At 35.2% G+C, this 18,736-nt stretch carries 14 protein-coding genes; 7 read left to right on the forward strand and 7 right to left on the reverse strand.

Annotated features, from left to right (window positions below; genetic code table 11):
* Positions 1-3 precede the first annotated feature (3 nt).
* On the forward strand, positions 4-2,493 hold the full coding sequence (locus B2745_RS05065) for a ligase-associated DNA damage response DEXH box helicase (protein WP_304064184.1): 2,490 nt from the start codon (positions 4-6) through the stop codon (positions 2,491-2,493).
* A gap of 1 nt (position 2,494) precedes the next feature.
* Here the strand turns inward: B2745_RS05065 and B2745_RS05070 are convergent, their stop codons facing one another.
* Positions 2,495-3,028: a hypothetical protein gene (locus tag B2745_RS05070; RefSeq protein ID WP_304064185.1), complete on the reverse strand. Its 534-nt coding sequence runs from the start codon at positions 3,026-3,028 to the stop codon at positions 2,495-2,497.
* 135 nt (positions 3,029-3,163) lie between these two features.
* Between B2745_RS05070 and B2745_RS05075 the strand changes: the two genes are divergently transcribed.
* Positions 3,164-3,715 (forward strand): 30S ribosomal protein S16, encoded by a 552-nt coding sequence (locus tag B2745_RS05075; protein WP_304064186.1) that lies wholly within the window; start codon positions 3,164-3,166, stop codon positions 3,713-3,715.
* Between the two features lie 100 nt (positions 3,716-3,815).
* Here the strand turns inward: B2745_RS05075 and B2745_RS05080 are convergent, their stop codons facing one another.
* Genes B2745_RS05080 through B2745_RS05090 form a run of 3 tightly spaced genes read right to left on the reverse strand, consistent with a single transcriptional unit; the run spans position 3,816 to position 6,315 of the window.
* On the reverse strand, positions 3,816-4,790 hold the full coding sequence (locus B2745_RS05080) for an MlaD family protein (protein ID WP_304064187.1): 975 nt from the start codon (positions 4,788-4,790) through the stop codon (positions 3,816-3,818).
* Between the two features lie 5 nt (positions 4,791-4,795).
* Positions 4,796-5,575 carry an ABC transporter ATP-binding protein gene (locus B2745_RS05085; protein ID WP_304064188.1) on the reverse strand — a complete coding sequence of 260 codons (780 nt, stop codon included), beginning with the start codon at positions 5,573-5,575 and terminating at the stop codon, positions 4,796-4,798.
* Positions 5,575-6,315 (reverse strand): MlaE family ABC transporter permease, encoded by a 741-nt coding sequence (locus B2745_RS05090; protein ID WP_051291014.1) that lies wholly within the window; start codon positions 6,313-6,315, stop codon positions 5,575-5,577. Before B2745_RS05090 ends, B2745_RS05085 begins: the two co-directional genes overlap by 1 nt.
* Before the next feature lie 258 nt (positions 6,316-6,573).
* Between B2745_RS05090 and B2745_RS05095 the strand changes: the two genes are divergently transcribed.
* Positions 6,574-8,259: a glutamine--tRNA ligase/YqeY domain fusion protein gene (locus B2745_RS05095; RefSeq protein WP_304064189.1), complete on the forward strand. Its 1,686-nt coding sequence runs from the start codon at positions 6,574-6,576 to the stop codon at positions 8,257-8,259.
* Between the two features lie 48 nt (positions 8,260-8,307).
* On the opposite strand, the gene panD is transcribed toward B2745_RS05095, so the two are convergent.
* Together panD and panC are read right to left on the reverse strand one after the other, a co-directional pair.
* Positions 8,308-8,658: an aspartate 1-decarboxylase gene (panD, locus tag B2745_RS05100; RefSeq protein ID WP_039451998.1), complete on the reverse strand. Its 351-nt coding sequence runs from the start codon at positions 8,656-8,658 to the stop codon at positions 8,308-8,310.
* A 34-nt stretch (positions 8,659-8,692) separates the two neighbouring features.
* Entirely contained in the window at positions 8,693-9,529 is an 837-nt protein-coding gene (panC, locus tag B2745_RS05105; protein WP_304064190.1) for a pantoate--beta-alanine ligase, read from the reverse strand.
* Between the two features lie 146 nt (positions 9,530-9,675).
* On the opposite strand from panC, the gene B2745_RS05110 reads away from it, so the two are divergent.
* The 4 genes from B2745_RS05110 (at position 9,676) to B2745_RS05125 (ending at position 14,897) form a co-directional block, all read left to right on the forward strand.
* A complete protein-coding gene (locus tag B2745_RS05110) occupies positions 9,676-10,500 on the forward strand; it encodes a glycogen/starch synthase (RefSeq protein ID WP_304064191.1) in 825 nt (274 codons plus the stop codon).
* Positions 10,501-10,518: 18 nt separating this feature from the next.
* Entirely contained in the window at positions 10,519-11,907 is a 1,389-nt protein-coding gene (locus B2745_RS05115) for a DUF4270 domain-containing protein (protein WP_304064192.1), read from the forward strand.
* Positions 11,908-11,983: 76 nt separating this feature from the next.
* A complete protein-coding gene (glmS, locus tag B2745_RS05120) occupies positions 11,984-13,825 on the forward strand; it encodes a glutamine--fructose-6-phosphate transaminase (isomerizing) (protein WP_026902735.1) in 1,842 nt (613 codons plus the stop codon).
* Positions 13,826-13,967: 142 nt separating this feature from the next.
* Positions 13,968-14,897 (forward strand): hydrogen peroxide-inducible genes activator, encoded by a 930-nt coding sequence (locus B2745_RS05125; RefSeq protein ID WP_304064193.1) that lies wholly within the window; start codon positions 13,968-13,970, stop codon positions 14,895-14,897.
* Positions 14,898-14,989: 92 nt separating this feature from the next.
* Here B2745_RS05125 and B2745_RS05130 read toward each other — a convergent pair.
* Positions 14,990-18,736, reverse strand: a 3,747-nt coding sequence (locus B2745_RS05130; protein ID WP_304064194.1) for a T9SS type A sorting domain-containing protein, incomplete at its 5' end; no start/stop codon positions are given.

Below are 18,736 nucleotides of genomic sequence, written 5' to 3' on the forward strand. Positions count from 1 at the left end.
CAAATGAGCCCGGGAGAAAAAATCATAAGCAATTGGTACAAGCAAAAAAAATGGCAGCAGTTTGCTTTTCAACAAGAAATGATGGATGCCTATTTAAAAGGCTATTCGGGTTTGTTAAATGCGCCAACTGGTAGTGGTAAAACTTTTGCCTTGTTTCTGCCCTTTCTGGCAGATTATATCAATCAATATCCCAACGATTATCAAAGCAGAAAAAATAATGGTTTGCTTATGCTATGGATTACACCATTAAGGGCCTTAACTAATGATATCCAAAAGGCTATGCAAACCGTGGTTGATGATTTAGGAATCCCCTGGAAAATTGGTGCCCGTACTGGTGATACCAGCAATGCCGATAAACAAGCAATCAAAAGAAAACCACCAGAAGTTTTATTAACTACACCAGAGAGTTTGCACCTTATGCTGGCTCAAAAAGAGTATCCCAAAGCTTTTGAAAAATTAAGAGTAGTGGTAACCGATGAATGGCATGAACTCTTCGGTACAAAACGAGGTGTACAAATGGAATTGGGTTTAAGTAGGTTGAAGGGATTAAAGTCTGAAGACCGAAGACCGAAGACCGGGGATAATACCAGTCTTCAAACTTTAAAAATTTGGGGTATAAGCGCAACCATCGGTAATCTTGAAGAAGCGGCACAAGTACTTTTGGGTGTTACCTTCCCTAAAGAAAAACAGAAAATGGTAAAAGCTGATATCGATAAAAATCTCGTTATCACCTCTATCATCCCACAAAATATAGAAAATTACAGTTGGAGCGGTCATATAGGCTTAAAGCTGCTACCAGAGGTAATGGAAATAGTGGCACAAAGCAAAACAACGCTCATATTTACCAATACCAGAGCACAATCAGAAATATGGTATCAAGCTATATTAGATAAATATCCAGAATATGCTGGCATTATGGCTATGCACCACGGCTCTTTAGATAACGATTTACGCAACTGGGTAGAACAAGCTTTACATGCCGAGATTTTAAAAGTAGTGGTATGCACTTCAAGTTTAGATTTAGGGGTAGATTTTAGACCTGTAGATACCATTATACAAATAGGTAGCCCGAAAGGAGTAGCCCGTTTTATGCAAAGAGCAGGTAGAAGTGGGCATCATCCTGGTGCAACTTCTAAGGCTTGGTTTGTACCTACACATTCTTTAGAATTACTGGAAGGCGCTGCCTTAAAATACGCTATCAAACAAAAAACTTTCGAGAGCAGAGACCCAATAATTTTAGCTTTTGATGTACTTATCCAATACCTGGTTACCCTAGCTGTTTCTGATGGCTTTAAAGCCGATGAAATCTATAAAGAGGTAAAAACTACTTTCGCTTACGCAGATATTTTACCTCAAGAATTTGATGATTTACTAGATTTTATTAGCAAAGGAGGTAAAACACTCTCTCAGTACGATGAGTATTTAAAAGTAGAATATGAAAACGGTATGTATAAAGTAAACAACCGTAGGATAGCCATGAGGCATCGTTTAAGTATGGGAACTATTACCAGCGAAATAAGCATGCGGGTAAAATTCCAAACTGGCGGCAGTTTAGGCACTGTTGAAGAAGGCTTTATTGCTAAACTTAAAATAGGTGATAATTTTTGGTTTGCCGGCAGAAACTTAGAATTGGTACGGGTAAAAGACATGACTGCTTATGTTAAAAAATCTACCAAAAAGAAGGGGGCTATTGCTACTTGGGCCGGCGGCAGAATGCCATTATCATCACAACTATCAGCAGTTTTTAGAGAAAAGCTTGATGAAGTAGCGATAGGAGTAGAAGAAGACGAAGAAATTATCGCTTTACGTCCTTTGTTTAGCCAACAAAACGCTGTATCACATTTACCTCAAAAAACCGAATTCCTGATAGAAAAATTAGAAACCCGAGATGGTCATCATTTATTTTTTTACCCTTTTGAAGGCCGACTGGTACATGAAGGAATGGCATCCTTAATAGGTTTTAGGCTATCTAAATTTAAAAAAGCTAGTTTTTCTATAGCCATGAATGATTATGGTTTTGAGTTATTAACTGATGATGAAGTACTATTGGAAAAAGCCTTAGAACAAAATCTATTTAGCAATAAAAACTTGATAGAAGATATACAAAAAAGCCTAAATGCTAATGAAATGGCTCGCAGGAAATTTAGAGATATTGCACATATTTCGGGCTTAATTTTTACAGGTTTCCCGGGCAAGCCCATGAAAAACAAACATCTGCAATCATCAACATCCTTATTATTTGATGTTTTTAGTGAATATGAGAAAGATAACCTCTTAATTAGGCAAGCTTATAACGAAGCTTTAGCTTTCCAATTAGAAGAGTTTAGACTAAGAGAAGCTTTACAGCGAATACAAAAACAGAAAATTATTATTAAAACTACAGACAAACCCAGTCCATTCGCTTTTCCTATTATGGTAGATAGGCTACGAGAAAAAATGAGTACCGAGTCTTTAGAAGAACGGGTTGCTAAAATGGTAGAAAGGTTAAATTAGCTTAATAAACTGTAATAATATCCAGTTTATAATGTTTACCAACCTTTTTCTTAGGCTTACTCGGGTGAAACACATTTGCAGTAAGAATACTGGCAGGAAAAATTGCTGCTACCGCACTAAAAGCAGTAATTGCTGGGTTAACATCTAAACTCTCTGTTAAGAAAATAGCAGAACCTCCTAAAACAGCATAACTTAATAAAAATACACCTAAAGTGCTTCCAAAATTGCTTTTCTGTATAGCTATAATATCTTTAACATTTAAGGCTAAATTATCTTTGGCGTCTTTTTTTATTTTCAAGAAAACAGTTTCTTTACTGATAGAATCTATTAAACCTCTCAAACCAGCTTCCTCGCCTTTAAACTTACTACCCAAATTTAGCTTATTTGCCGGGTAGCTTAACCTCACCATTTCGCCAGCTTTAATCACGGTAGTTTTATCATTTTGATGCGTAATCAGCATTTCATGTCTTTGCGAAAAAACTGTAGCAGAGCATATTAAGGCAAAAAGCGTTAAAAGAAGGCATTTTAAATTCATACAATAAAGGTAAATAGAATTTTAAACGTAACACAGGAAAATAAAAAATTGATTACTAGCAAAATACAATTTTAAATCTTACATTTGCGTCCCTTTACGCGTAAAGGGGTATTGCAAAAATTTAATGTATTAAAAATGGCAACTAAAATTAGATTACAAAGACACGGTAAAAAAGGAAAACCGTTCTACTACATCGTAGTAGCAGATTCAAGAGCACCAAGAGATGGTAGATTTATTGAAAGATTAGGTTCTTACAATCCAAACACCAATCCGGCTACAATTGACTTGAATTTTGATCAAGCTGTTAAATGGGTTACTAGCGGTGCTACACCTACAGATACAGCAAAGGCTATCCTTTCTTACAAAGGTGTACTTTACAAAAAACACTTAAACGGTGGTGTAACTAAAGGTGCGCTTACACAAGAGCAAGCTGATGCAAAATTTGCAGAGTGGTTACAAAGCAAAGAAGGTAAAATTGAAGCTAAAAAAGCAGGTTTAGTATCTAAAAAAGAAGAAACTAAGAAAGCTGCTTTAGTAGAAGAAGCTAAGAAAAGAGAAGCTATCGAGGCTGCAATCGCAGCTAAAAATGCTCCTGTTGAAGAAGCAGCGCCAGAAGAGGAAGCAGCATCAGAAGATGTAGCTGTTGAGGCTTCTGCAGAAGAAACTGAAACTCCTTCAGCAGAATAATATTATTTTCTTTTAACAAAAAAGGCTGATTTGAACGTTCAAATCAGCCTTTTTTGTTTATGAGTACTTAGGTATTTTATCTAAAACTTCCGCCTCTATTCTACTTAGCCTCTTCTTTAGCTTTCTTTTTAAAGTAGCCTCTTAATAAAAAGTTATGTTGCAAAGCTTCTAAATCTTCGTCTAGCTTTTGGCTGCTGGTTTCTAAATTTCGCATGATTACTTTTAGCTGTTCTGCAGTTTGTTTATCATTTAACATCAAGCCTAAAGCATTATCATTAGCATTTAGCTTTGCTGATGCTGCTTTCAAATTCTCTGTAAGTTTAGCAGCCGCTGTTGCCGTTTGTTGAAACTCATTTACAGATGATTCCAATTTTGCAAATACTGCTGTATCGGTAAAAAGCTTATCGGCCAAACCACCTTTAGTATTCATTTTTGCTGTAAAACTATTTAATTCTTTTGCCATTTTATTGGTAGAAACAGCTGTGGTTTCTAAATTAGCAACCATCGCTTTAAAGTCTTCGGCAATCTGTTCATCGGCTAATAAAGCCCCGGCAGCACCCTTTCCTTCAACTAGATTTCTAGCTAAAATCTTAAAATCGGTAGTAATATCTACCAAATTTTTATTGTTGGTTTGTAGGGTCTTCATCATATCATCGGTAGATAATGTTTTGTTAACCTGCAACCTATCACCATCTTCAACAAAAGGGAATTTAGGCGAGCCACCATCAATCACAATAATCTTATTACCTATCAATCCATCAGAGTTGATACTAGCTTTAGCATCTTTATGGATGTATTGGTGGGCAGCTTCTTCTATACTTAAAAAAACTTGAACTTGAGAAGTTCCAAAAAACTGAATTTTTTTGATGGTACCCACTTTAACGCCAGAAAACCACACATTATTTCCAACTTTTAGCCCTTGAATATCATCAAAAACAACATTTACGGTAAAAGATTTTACAAAAGTCTTTTTCTGCCCTCCTAAAGTTAATATCCCGATAAGGAAAATGGCTAAGCCAATAAAAATAAATATTCCAACGGTTATGCCCCGTTTTTTGTCTGCTATTTCAGTCATTTTTTTTATTCTATAAAATTATATTCGTAGAAAGATTTAACTCTTTCATCATCTGTATTAAAAACTTCTTCAAAAGTGCCCACTTTGTTAAATTGGCCATCAAGAAGCATGGTGATACGGTCTCCTGTTTGTTTAGCACAAGTAAGATCATGGGTAATGATAATAGAACTGGTATGATACCTTTCTTGTACCTCGTTTATTAATCCATTAATTTCTAAGCATGTTATGGGGTCTAAACCTGCGGTAGGCTCATCATACAACATAATTTTTGGTTGTAATATTAATGTACGAGCAATGCCTATACGTTTTCTTTGTCCTCCGGATAACTCGGATGGCATTTGGTTAATGGTTTGTCCTAAGCTTACGGCATCTAAAACCGACTCAACTGCATAGTCCTTTTCTTTTTTTGTTAATTTTTTACGATTTCTTACCAAAGGAAATTCTAAGTTCTCTCTTACCGTCATACTATCGTAAAGGGCGCTGTTCTGGAAAGAAAAACCTATATGTATTCTTAGTTCTTGCAAATCTCTCTCGTTCAACAAGCTTATTTCTTTACCTAAAACCTCTACTGTGCCGCTATCCTGTTTCAATAAACCCGATATAATTTTAATCAAGACAGATTTTCCTGTACCAGATTTACCTAATACAACCAGATTTTCCCGGTCATACAAATCCAAATTAACACCTTTAAGCACATGATAATCTCCAAAAGACTTATTCAAATCTCTGATAGTGATTACCTTTTCTCTCTCTTCCGGATGTTCTATTCTGTTATTTTTTTGCATTATGTACGGAATAAAAACGTGATTTGCGTAGCCAATACTTCTTCAATAAACACCAAAAACATACCAATCACTACGGATGAATTTGCTGCTTTGCCAACGCCCTCTGTACCTTTTGAAGAGTTAAAGCCCTGATAACATCCAACCATACCAATGGTAAACCCAAAAAGGATAGCTTTAATGGTAGATGCAATAATATCAAGAAAGGTTATAGACTCTAATGAAGATGAAATAAAACCGCTAAAGCTAGTCTCTTCAAACATAGCCACATTTACAAAACTACCCAACAAACCTACCAAAGCAGTATAAAATGTTAAGATAGGAATAGTAATTGTAGTTGCTAAAACCCTTGAAACTACTAAAAACTTAAATGGATTTGTAGCAGAAACTTCCATAGCATCTATCTGTTCGGTTACTTTCATAGAACCTAACTCGGCCCCAATACTAGAACCCACCTTACCTGCAGATATTAAAGCAGTTAACAGAGGAGCTAATGTTCTCAATAAAGCTATACCCACTAAAGATGGCAACCATGATGTTGCCCCAAACTCTGCCAGAGACGGCCTAGATTGCTTGGTAAAAACAATACCTGTTATAAATCCTGTTAAAGATATTAAGGCCAAAGAGCGGTAACCCACTTGATAACATTGGCGCATAATTTCTTTACCCTCGTAAGGTGGTAAAAATACTTCTTTAAAGAATTTTATAATGAACTGATATACTAAATACAGTTCATAAAACATGCTATATAATTTTTGTACGAAACGTGATTTTGGTGCTTCCAATGATTCTATTTCAATTTAGCTGCGTAAAAGTATGAATTATAACAAATATGATGCTAAATAGATGAAAACATAACAATTAAATCACAAATTATTCAATGAACGCACTTATCTTAAACTGTTAAATTTGACTACATAATTTCCTTTTTTAGATGTATAAATATAGCATAGGCTAATAAATCCGGCTGTTTTTTTACTTTTGTAAACAAAGCAAAAGATATGTCAGAGGAAAAATCATTAAATTTTATAGAAGAGATTATAGAAGAAGACCTTAAAAATGGTAAGCATGGTGGCAGAGTTTTAACACGTTTTCCTCCAGAGCCTAATGGCTATTTACATATTGGTCATGCTAAATCTATCTGCTTAAATTTTGGAATAGCCAAAAAATACAATGGCGCTACCAACCTTAGATTTGATGATACCAACCCCGTTACAGAAGATACTGAATATGTAGAAAGTATAAAGGAAGATGTAAAATGGTTAGGTTTTGATTGGAAAGAAGAGCTTTATTCTTCTGATTATTTTGACCAATTATATGACTTTGCGGTTGCCCTTATAAAAAAAGGTTTAGCTTACGTAGATGATAGTACAGCAGAAGAAATTGCTACTGGAAAAGGCACACCTACAGAAGCAGGCACTCCAAATATTTACAGAAGCAGATCAATAGAAGAAAATTTACAGCTTTTTGAAGAAATGAAAGCTGGTAAATATCCTGATGGCGCAAAGGTTTTAAGAGCTAAAATTGATTTGGCAAACCCCAATATGCACTTGCGTGACCCGTTGATGTATAGGATAAAACACGCACACCATCACCGTACTGGTGATAAATGGTGTATTTACCCGATGTATGATTTTGCACATGGGCAGTCTGATGCTATAGAAAAAATTACCCATTCTATTTGTACGCTAGAATTTATTCCGCACCGCCCATTATACGAGTGGTTTATAGAGCAACTGGATATTTTCCCATCAAAACAGTATGAATTTGCTCGTTTAAACATGAGCTATACGGTTATGAGTAAGCGTAAATTGATGCAGTTGGTAAACAACAAAATTGTTGCTGGTTGGGACGACCCACGTATGCCTACCATAAGTGGTTTAAGAAGACGCGGTTTTACGCCAGCATCTATCCGTAATTTTTGCGAAAGAATAGGCATAGCTAAAAGAGATAACTTAATTGATTTTAGTTTGTTGGAGTTCTTTATCCGCGAAGATTTAAATAAAACATCATGGAGAAGAATGGCCGTTATTGACCCTATCAAAATGGTGATTACCAATTACCCTGATGGGCAAGAAGAAATTTTACACGGAGAGAATAACCCTGAAGTTGAAGGTCATGATGGCGAAAGAGCTATCCCTTTTAGCAAAGAGCTGTGGATAGAGCGTGAAGATTTTATGGAAGAACCTCCAAAGAAATTCTTCAGACTAGGTGTGGGTTTAATGTGCCGTTTAAAAAATGCTTACATCGTACAATGCGATGATTTTGTTAAAGATGCAGATGGAAACGTAACTGAAATTCATTGTACTTATTTCCCTAACTCAAAATCTGGTGAAGATACATCAGGATTAAAAGTAAAAGGAACCATGCACTGGGTAAGTGTAAAACACGCTAAAACTGCCGAAGTAAGATTATATGATAGGTTATTTAAAGTAGAACAGCCAGATGCTGAGGACGGTGATTTTAAAGATTACATGAACCCAGAAAGTTTAGTGGTTGTTAAAAACGCCTATATAGAACCAGATTTAACATTAGCAATTGAGCAATTACAAGAAAACCCTGATAGAAGATACCAATTTATTAGAAAAGGTTATTTCTGTTTAGATAAAGAGGCCACGGCAGAAAACCTCATTTTTAATAGAACTGTTGGCTTAAAAGACAGTTGGGCTAAAGAGATAAACAAATAAGATTGAGTATAAAGCGTGTTGCATACATGCTTTATACTTCATTAAAATTTATTTTATAAGTCGATTATTTTCATCAGGAAAAACCAGTACAGGCTGATATTTCTTTGCTTCCTCCATTTCCATGTGTGCATAAGAAACAATAATGATGATATCACCTACCTGTGCTAATCTGGCACATGATCCATTTAAGCAGATGGTACCACTTCCTCTTTCTCCTTTAATGATATAAGTTTCAAAGCGAGCACCATTATTATTATTTACCACCTGAACCTTTTCATTAGGTATCATATTGGCAGCATCAATTAAATCTTCATCAATAGTAATGCTCCCAACATAATTCAATTCGGATTGAGTTACTTTAGCTCTATGAATTTTAGATTTTAAGACTTCAATAATCATAACACAAAGTTAGTATAGAATTTTAGAAAAAATGTTAGGCTAACATCATATTATCTATAAGCCGGGTTGTGCCCACCATACAAGCAATTAAAGCTATGGCAGGTCCTTTTTGCTGTAAATCCTGTAAACTATCAGGATTGCAAATTCTTAGATACTCTAGTTTAAGTACATCAGAACCTGTAAAAAATTTGTTAGCTTGTTCTTTCAACTCATCTAAAGACAAAAAGTCATAGTTATCCTTTATAAACAGTAATGCTTTACTTAAGCTTAGAGCTGCAAATCTTTCTTCGGCACTTAAATGGATATTTCTTGAGCTCATGGCCAAACCATCATCATCTCTAACAATAGCGCAATTTTTTAATTGTATAGGCAAATTAAAATCACGAACCATTTTTTTAATAACCAAAAACTGTTGGTAATCTTTCTGACCAAAAAATGCTAAATCAGGGATAGCCGCTTTAAAAAGTTTATACACAATTTGGGTAACCCCCTTATAATGTCCTGGCCTAAATTCGCCCTCCAAAATATGGTCAAGTTTTCCAACCTGATAATCCCATGAAGTATCTTCGGCCGGGTACATCTCCTCAACCTCTGGATGAAAGAGTACATGACAACCAGCTTGTTCTAACTTATGGATATCTTCTGCTATAGGCTTAGGATATTTTAGCAAATCCGTTTTATTGTTAAACTGTGTTGGGTTTACAAAAATAGATGCTATAGTAACATCAGTACAAAATAAAGATTCTTGAACAAGAGAAAGATGCCCTTGGTGTAAAGCCCCCATAGTTGGCACTAGGCCTATGCGTTTACCTTCCTGTTTATATTGAAGTATTAAAGAAGTTAAATCTTCTTGATGGGTTATTATTTTCAAAAATTAAAAATTTGGGGATAAAGTTGTAAAATAGTTTAGAAAAAACAAAAGCATTTACGTAAAACGTTGATAATTTACTATATAATGATTATATTTGCAGTTCTTAAAAAATCACTTCTTAACAAAAACTTAACAAAGATTAGGAGATGGGAAAAACCAAGCTTTTGTTTATCACTCATGAAATGTCACCATTTTTAGAGTTAACAAAAATTTCTGAAATCACAAGACAATTACCGCAAGCCATGCAAGATAAAGGATTCGAAATTAGAATTCTTATGCCGCGTTTTGGAAATATTAATGAAAGAAGAAATAGATTACATGAAGTAATTCGTTTATCAGGGATGAATATTGTTATCGGTGAAAACGACAATCCTTTGATTATAAAAGTTGCATCTATACCATCTGCAAGAATGCAGGTTTACTTTTTGGATAATGAAGACTATTTCCAGCGTAAACACGTATTTAATGACGGTAAAGGCAAGTTTTATGCAGATAATGATGAACGTACTATATTCTTCTGCAAAGGTGCTTTAGAAACTGTTAAGAAATTAGGTTGGTCTCCGGATATTGTTCATTGCCATGGCTGGATGACTTCTTTAGTACCTGCTTATTTAAAAACTATCTATAAAGATGACCCTACTTTCAAAGATTCTAAAATAGTATACTCTTTATATCCTCATAGTTTTAGCGAAACACTAGGTGCTGATTTTGCAAAAAAAGCTGTGATGAAAGGTATGCAAGAATCTGATACGCTTAATTATGCTGATGCTTCTAATGTTGCCTTAGATAAAGCCGCTATAGATTATGCTGATGCAGTAGTATATGGTGCAGAAACTATCCATGATGAGGTGTTAAATTTTGTTAAAAATTCTGATAAACCTACTTTAGATTATAATTCTACATTAGATTTAGAGAATTATTACAATTTTTATCAAGAAGTTGCGTCTGATATTCTGATATCAGTAGCATAATTTTATTTAAAAGATTATATGAGATTTAAAAATTTAGGCTTATTAACCCTGTTGATAAGCCTTTTTATATTAGGCAGCTGCCAAGATCCATCTACCATTGGTTTAGATGTTAATCCTGATATATTATTAAATGCTAAAGTTGTTGATACTAGCACCATTTATACCAAATTATTAAGAGAAGATGAGATTATCACTAATTTTAATACCAGAAGCGTATTAGGTTATTTAGACGACCCTCAATTTGGTAAAACAACTGCTAACATGATTTTAGCTTTAACCCTACCTACGGTAAATGTAACTTTTGGTACTAATCCAATTATTGATTCAGCAGTTTTAGTACTTCCTTACGGTGGTGTAAACTATGGCGATAGTACCAATTATACCGTTCAAGTAAGGCAATTAGATGAACTTTTATACTTTGAACAGCAAAAAACTTTTACAAGTAGTAAAGTTTGGCTTAAAAAACCAACTATTATAGCTTCAAAAGTATTTAAACCATCATACAGAGATAGCATTATTGTGCAAGATATTAGAATAGGAAGAGCTGATACCATAAAGAAAGTTATCCCTCAGCTAAGAATTCCCCTCAATAATACTTTTATTACCAACCAAATTATTAACGCCGGAAGTGCTAATTTAGCCTCTAATAAAGCTTTCGCTGATTATTTCAAAGGGTTACATGTTGCTTTAGACCAAACAACTATAGCCGCCAATAAAGGTGCATTAATGTTATTTAATACCAGTGGAAGCGGTGAAAATGGTGCAAGAGTAGATATATTTTACCGAAATACGAACACCAATGGCGGAACAGATACAACATCAACTTCTTTCCCTATTAATGGCAATATAGGTTCTGCTGCTACAGAAATATCTTGGGATTTTTCTGGTACTCCTGTTGCTGCTGCATTAAATAGCAATGCCAAAAGTAACCCCATACTTTATTTAAAAACTTTGGCTGGCACAAAAGTAAGTCTTAAATTCCCTTATATAACCAAGTTACGTAATTTAGGACGCAACATTGTCGTAAATAAAGCAGAGCTTATTTTTACTACAGAAGATGGTAGCACAACCCCATTAACACCTATTCCTTTATTAAAAATCTATAAATGGGATATTGCAGAACAACCGCAATTGCTACCTGATGAAAATTCGTCTTTAAACTCCTTAGGACTAGGCTTTGTGGATGGATTTTATAATACAACAAGAAAAACTTATACTTTTAATATTACTAACCATATTCAGGATTTGGTAAATGGCGGAATAGATTATGGCACCTTTATCAATACCTTTAATTTAGGCGGACAAGGTAATAGACTAGATATTATACAAAGAAGCATTGTTGGTGGAGGAAATAATTCTGGAAATATCAAAGCTAAATTAAAAGTTTATTATACAGACCAACGTTAACAGAAAAAAAATATCATACATTTAAAGAAAAAATATTTTGTAGTTTAGCCCCCCTAATTATAAAATATTTTTTTCTATGTGTGGAATAGTTGGCTACATAGGTAACAGAGAAGCCTATCCAATAGTAATCAAAGGTTTACACCGTTTAGAGTACCGTGGGTACGATAGTGCTGGAGTAGCCTTAATCAATCCGAAAAAAGAGCTGAACATTTATAAAAAAGCAGGTAAAGTTAAAGACCTTGAAAACTTTGCTGCTTCAAATGATTTAACTGGAACTGTAGGCATGGGGCATACACGTTGGGCTACTCACGGAGAGCCTAATGATAGAAACTCGCATCCACACCAATCTGGTAATGAAAAATTAGCTATCATCCATAACGGTATTATAGAAAATTACGGCCCCATAAAAGAAGAGCTCATCTCTCGCGGTCATACCTTCAAAAGCGATACTGATACAGAAGTTCTTATACATTTAATTGAAGATATCCAAAGAAACGGAAATCTGGATTTGCAAGAAGCCGTTAGGGTAGCTTTACATGAAGTTATAGGTGCCTTTGCTATTGTAATTATGGATAAAGAGCAACCAGACCAATTAATTGCTGCTCGTAAAGGTAGCCCGATGGTTATTGGTGTTGGAGATAAAGAGTATTTTATCGCTTCTGATGCCACACCTATTGTGGAGTATACCAAAAATGTTATTTATCTAAATGACAATGAGATAGCTTATTTAAGAAGAGATGAGCTTTTGATAAAAAGTATCGATAATATTGTACAAACGCCTTATATACATGAGCTGGAGCTAAAACTGGAAATGCTAGAGAAGGGTGGTTATGACCATTTCATGTTAAAAGAGATTTATGAGCAACCTCGCTCTATCAAAGATAGTATGAGGGGCAGAATTTATCCTAACGAAGGTAAGTTGCAACTAGGTGGTTTAAAGCAATATGAAGAGAAATTTAAGAACGCGGATCGTATCATTATTGTAGCTTGTGGAACTTCATGGCATGCAGGTTTGGTTGGTGAATATTTGATTGAAGAGTTTGCCAGAGTACCGGTAGAGGTTGAGTATGCTTCTGAATTTAGGTATAGAAACCCTATCATTTCTGAAAAAGATATTGTGATTGCAATTTCTCAATCTGGTGAAACAGCAGATACCATGGCGGCCATTGAGCTCGCCAAAGAAAAAGGAGCTACTATTTTTGGTATCTGTAACGTGGTTGGTTCATCTATACCAAGATTAACCCATGCAGGAGTTTACACACACGCCGGACCAGAAATTGGTGTTGCTTCTACCAAAGCATTTACTGCACAAGTAACAGTACTTACTTTAATTGCTTTTTATGTAGCCCAAATAAAAGGGACTGTTACTACTGGAAAATTGGTAGAGTTACTAACAGAACTTGAAAGTGTGCCTACTTTAGTAGAAAAAGCACTTAAAGCAAATGATTTAATAGTGAAAATAGCTGAAAAGCTTAAAGACTCAAGAAACTGTTTATTTTTAGGAAGAGGAAGTGGTTTCCCTGTAGCTTTAGAAGGTGCTTTAAAATTAAAAGAGATTTCTTACATCCATGCAGAAGGTTATCCTGCTGCAGAGATGAAGCATGGCCCTATTGCATTGATTGATGAAGAAATGCCTGTTATTGTAATTGCTACTAAGAACTCATCTTATGAAAAAGTAATTTCAAACATACAAGAAGTGAAAGCCAGAAAAGGTATTGTCATTGCTATTGTAACAGAAGGCGATACTGATGTTAAAAATATGGCAGATTATACGATTGAAATTCCTCATGCAGACGAAGCTTTCTTACCTCTAATTGCCACTATTCCATTACAATTATTATCTTACCACATAGCTGTAATGAGAGGTTGTAATGTTGACCAGCCAAGAAACTTAGCAAAATCTGTTACGGTAGAATAAAGTATTAACATAGTTAACAGGCTAACTTAAAAAATCATTTAAGTTAGCCTGTTTTTTTTATCAAGTTTTGGATTAAATTAACTTCAATAGCCATTTCTGAATAAAACCTTCTCATTACTATAGTTTTTGTCTATATTTAAGCATGACAATAGTTCAATTAGAATATATCGTTGCAGTAGATACGTATAGAAGTTTTGTAATGGCTGCAGAGAAATGCTTTGTAACCCAGCCTACTTTAAGCATGCAAGTACAAAAGCTTGAAGAAACATTAGGTGTAAAACTTTTTGATAGAACCCGGCAACCCGTAGTGCCAACTGAAATTGGGGTAGAGGTAATTAACCAAGCAAGAAGGGTATTGCAGGAGAGCTATAAAATAAACGAAGTTATTAACGAACGTAAAGGAGAAATAAGTGGCAAGCTAAGAATTGGGGTTATACCAACCGTAGCGCCTTATCTGCTACCTAAAGTTATCGGTAGTTTTAGAGAAAAATATCCTAAAGTAAAATTATCTATATCAGAACTTACTACAGAAACCATTATCCAAAAGCTTAAAAACAACTTGTTAGACTGTGGCATATTGGCAACACCTTTAGATGAAAGTAGCTTAACCGAACGCCCTATCTATTATGAAAACTTTGTGAGCTATGTTTCTAAAACTAGCCCTGTTTATAAAAAGAAATCTTTACAGGCCGGAGATTTAGATATGGATGATTTATGGCTTTTAAACGAGGGCCATTGTATGCGTAACCAGGTTTTAAATATCTGCAAACATAAAAAAGCCAGTCTACAAAATTTAGAATACAATACGGGTAGTATAGAAACTTTAATCAGGATGGTAGATTTAAATGATGGTATTACCATTCTTCCTGAGCTTTCTTTACAACATTTCTCTGTTAAACAATTAGATAAAATCAGGTATTTTAAAAGCCCAGAACCTAGTAGAGAAATCAGCATCGTAACCCACGCCAACTATATTAAAAAAAGAACCATTGATGCCTTAGAAGAAGAAATACTAGAAAGCGTACCTAAAAGAATGAAATCAAAAAAGAAGAAGGAGATTATTAATATTTAAACTTTCTTTTAACCCTATAAACATCTATACCTGAAAATAAAAACCCTTGATTAGCCTCTCCTAACCAAGGGTTTTTATCATATTTACAGATACTATCTTTTAATTAACAACTTATTAATCCATATTTTACCACTGGCATCCTCAACATTTAAAACATATACTCCAGAGGGTAAATAAGACGGAATATTTGTTGTATTATCAGTAGAACTGCCACTATAAACTTCTTTTCCATCTAAACCGGATAAAGTAATCCGATATGTTTTTACAGGTATTCCAGAAAAACTCAAAGCAGATACTACGGGGTTAGGAAATACTTTAATTTCAGTATCATCTAAAGAAAAACTAACGCTTTTAATAGCAGAATAGGTGATTTTTCCGTCCAAATCTATCTGTTTCAAACGATAGTAATTGTTGCCATTTAACGGAGTAAAATCTTTAAAGCTATAGCTATTAAGTTTAGCAGAAGTCCCATTTCCCTTCACTTCTCCAACTTTTATAAAATTTATTCCGTTATTGCTGCGTTCAATTTCAAATTTATCATTAATGAATTCACTTGCAGTTTCCCAATATAGTTTAGCAGATTTAACATCGGCAAAAGCCAAAAACTTTACCAATTCTACAGGTAATGTACCTATTGCCTCTCCTATTCCAAACTGAGAAAAGCCTGTAATTCCTGTTGCAGAAGCGGTTACTATTCCTGCATTTATGGAAGAAGAAATATTGCTACCCTGATTTTCCCAAGTATAAAAACTATAATTATCGCTACGCTTTAAGACGTAAAAATTTGTTGCTGTAGATGCGCCTACAGGAGCATTTAAACTTACACTGTAAGAACCCCCAGTTGGTTGTGTATTTGGATTTATGAACCAGCTTCCACCGCTTAATATATTTGAGACGGTTTGTGTGCCTATTGTTAGATTTGGTTGCCCACTTATGGCAGCATTTGAAAAATTTGCAGTTATCTCTGAAGTGCCCGTTAAGCCATTTAAATTTAAACTTGCCGGAGCGTAGATTCCTGTTGTACCAACAGGAAAATTATAAACTCCAGAAGCATTAACAGTACGCTTTAGATTTCCTATTACATAGGCATTAGTATTCCCACTAGCAGTAGCATTGGCATTGTTCATCCATAAACTCTGTCCAGAGCCAACCGTTAGAATTCCATTGGTTAAAGTCAAATCTCCGGTTAAAGATGTTGTTCTGGTTAAGGTTAAACCTAATGGATTGTTTATCTCGATACTATTGTTGACCGTTTGCGAAATATAATAAGAATCGAAAGTTGTTGGAGATGAATTTCCGAATACCAGTTTTCCTGTACCAGAAACAGAACTAAAAGTTGAACCTGAACCAAAGCCATAGAAAATTCCGCTTCCGCTGATATTAATAACACCATTATTAATGATGCCACTTGGTGTATAAAATGAGGCAGGTAAAGTTAAAGTGGCACCTTGTGCAATTTCTACAGCTGCTGCCGCAGAACCTGAGCTTGGCGGGTTACTTGGGTATTGACTTGCATTGGCAATGATAGCTTTTACGGTAGTACTAGGTACTCCGTTGCTCCAATTACTGGCAGTATTCCAATTGGTGCTGGTTGCTCCAGTCCAGGTAGTAGTACCTGCCTTTAAGCCAATATAAAAACGTGTTTCTCCTGTGGTAGAAAACGGAGCTAATCCGCTTACAGTAACGGTTAATATCCCACTATTTTCACTAAAAACTGCGTTTTCTATAAAGGTCCAGCTACTGCTTGCATTGTTTTCACGAATTAAAGCATAATCGTTTAAATCGGTTTTACCATTGGTGTAATTTGATGTTTTTAAAACCAAATCTATCGTACCTGAGGGTGATACAACATTTGGTGTAATACTCCAAAAGCCCGAATTAAGAAATGTGCTATAAATGTCACCTCCCTTTTTTTGAGGGATAAAGGTACTGGTAGAACTTCCATCAAACCTAACTTGATACTGATTAGTATTTACAATATTATGGTTAGTAATTGTAATTGCACCATATTTTCTGCCGCCGGTAAAAGTAGAAGTTAAATAGTTTCCGATAGGGAAATCATACGTACCGGTACTGTTTACCGCTTTAGTAATTCTGCTAACTATATGGTTTATGGGTGCTGTAATCTCCAAATTAGCGGCAGGGTTAAGCTGAATAATTTCACCATTTGAGAGACTATTTACAGGCATACCTGAAATTATTTTAACATTGCCGCCTAGTGTTCCATTAATATTGATAGTATTAGCATCTCCAATATTTACCTCAACATCGCAATTAATGTTTCCGGTATGTGTTTGCGCATCAGTGAGTACCTTGGTTTTTAAAAAAACTACCTTTCCGCTTCCGCTCAATAATGCTCTTACTGGTAAGGCACTATTTGCATTGGGTGTTGTATTTACGGTAATGGTGCCATTATTTACGATTTCATTAACTACTATTAATCTGTCGGATAAATTGACATGAACACCGGCATCAATGGTTAAATTGTTTAAGTATGATTTGGTTTGATTATATATTAAAGGATAATTAGCTAACCCTGCCGGAATTACAGCGTTTACAGTACTACTAGGTACACCGTTGCTCCAATTGCCTGTATTATTCCAATCGGTATTGGCTATACCTGTCCATGTGCTTGCGGTTATAGCTAAAGGTTGTGAAACAGGACCTGACATTACAGCTATGCTAAAATCTCCAAAGCTTTGTAAATCGCTCTGACTAGCAGAAATAGCCGAATTTTGAAAATTAGGGTTAGACCCCGAACCTCCTGTTTGACCGCGACTGCCTAAACTACCTTCAAAACCATATATGGTGTTTGTAGGACTTGTTTTTAAAATCATGTATTTATTGGCATCAGTATCGCCATTAGTAGCATTATTTTTATTTAGTGTTAGGCTGTAAGTACCCGATGTTGGTGCAGCATCGGCAGATATGGTCCAATTTCCATTATTACTAAAGCGGTTTACTGTACTACCCGCAATATTTAAATCAGGAAGAGTGGGATTATTGGTTTTTGGTGCAACCGTAATATTATTTACTCCGCTTAAAGTATTGGTATTGATACTTACTGGTAAATAGTAGCTTGCTGTACCCACCGGGAAGGTATAAATGGTACCAGCAGCAATGTTTTGAGTAAGTTTGCCCACAATGTAGTTGGTTGCACTAGCTCCGGTTATTGCGTTTGCATTGGTATTGGCAATGTTAATATCGCCGGTTATTTTTACTGCCGAACCTACAAATTCTACTGTTTTATAGGTACCCCCAGCACTTAAATTTACATTGGTTTTTAAACTCAATTGTTTACTTAAAGTACCTACATAAGCCATAGTTGCTGAGCCTGTTCCGTTAAACTCTACGGTTCCATTACCTTCTATTGCGCCTGCATTATAGCCTGTGAAATAGGCAAATCCAGAAACTGGAATTTTTAAGGTACCGTTTACCTGTAATTTATCCTTAACGGTAAGATTAGTTGAGGGTAATGTAGCAGTAATACCATTATTTATGATTACCCGACCTACTGACGTGGCTGCTGATACAATAGGTTGATTGGCTGTGTTGGTATCGAAAATTGCAGTTGTTTGTATATCGGCTATGCCATTACTCCAGTTCCCTGTATCGTTCCATGCGGTTGATAAGGCACCTGTCCAGTTGGTTGTTTTAGGTTCTCCAATTTGGCTAATTATTCCTTGTGCAATATAGCTATCGGCTTTTGCAATGGCGTATGAAGGAAAGCGTGTACCAAAATCAGTGTCAATTAAAAACGGAGCTAAAGTGCTTCCTCCCAAAGTAATAGTGGTTTTAAAATCATCAGCAATTGCAAAGTTTGTACTGTTTTCGGCAAT

The sequence above is a fragment of the Pedobacter glucosidilyticus genome, assembly GCF_002483235.1.
In the GTDB taxonomy this organism is placed as follows: domain Bacteria; phylum Bacteroidota; class Bacteroidia; order Sphingobacteriales; family Sphingobacteriaceae; genus Pseudopedobacter; species Pseudopedobacter glucosidilyticum_B.

Bases quoted from the DNA above. Each gene is read 5' to 3' on its own strand.
- B2745_RS05095 (WP_304064189.1), top strand. From the start codon at position 6,574: ATGTCAGAGGAAAAATCATTAAATTTTATAGAAGAGATTATAGAAGAA.
- B2745_RS05110 (WP_304064191.1), top strand. From the start codon at position 9,676: ATGGGAAAAACCAAGCTTTTGTTTATCACTCATGAAATGTCACCATTT.
- B2745_RS05115 (WP_304064192.1), top strand. From the start codon at position 10,519: ATGAGATTTAAAAATTTAGGCTTATTAACCCTGTTGATAAGCCTTTTT.
- B2745_RS05070 (WP_304064185.1), bottom strand. From the start codon at position 3,028: ATGAATTTAAAATGCCTTCTTTTAACGCTTTTTGCCTTAATATGCTCT.
- B2745_RS05075 (WP_304064186.1), top strand. From the start codon at position 3,164: ATGGCAACTAAAATTAGATTACAAAGACACGGTAAAAAAGGAAAACCG.
- B2745_RS05125 (WP_304064193.1), top strand. From the start codon at position 13,968: ATGACAATAGTTCAATTAGAATATATCGTTGCAGTAGATACGTATAGA.
- B2745_RS05065 (WP_304064184.1), top strand. From the start codon at position 4: ATGAGCCCGGGAGAAAAAATCATAAGCAATTGGTACAAGCAAAAAAAA.
- B2745_RS05085 (WP_304064188.1), bottom strand. From the start codon at position 5,575: ATGCAAAAAAATAACAGAATAGAACATCCGGAAGAGAGAGAAAAGGTA.
- B2745_RS05080 (WP_304064187.1), bottom strand. From the start codon at position 4,790: ATGACTGAAATAGCAGACAAAAAACGGGGCATAACCGTTGGAATATTT.
- glmS (WP_026902735.1), top strand. From the start codon at position 11,984: ATGTGTGGAATAGTTGGCTACATAGGTAACAGAGAAGCCTATCCAATA.
- B2745_RS05090 (WP_051291014.1), bottom strand. From the start codon at position 6,315: ATGTTTTATGAACTGTATTTAGTATATCAGTTCATTATAAAATTCTTT.
- panD (WP_039451998.1), bottom strand. From the start codon at position 8,658: ATGATTATTGAAGTCTTAAAATCTAAAATTCATAGAGCTAAAGTAACT.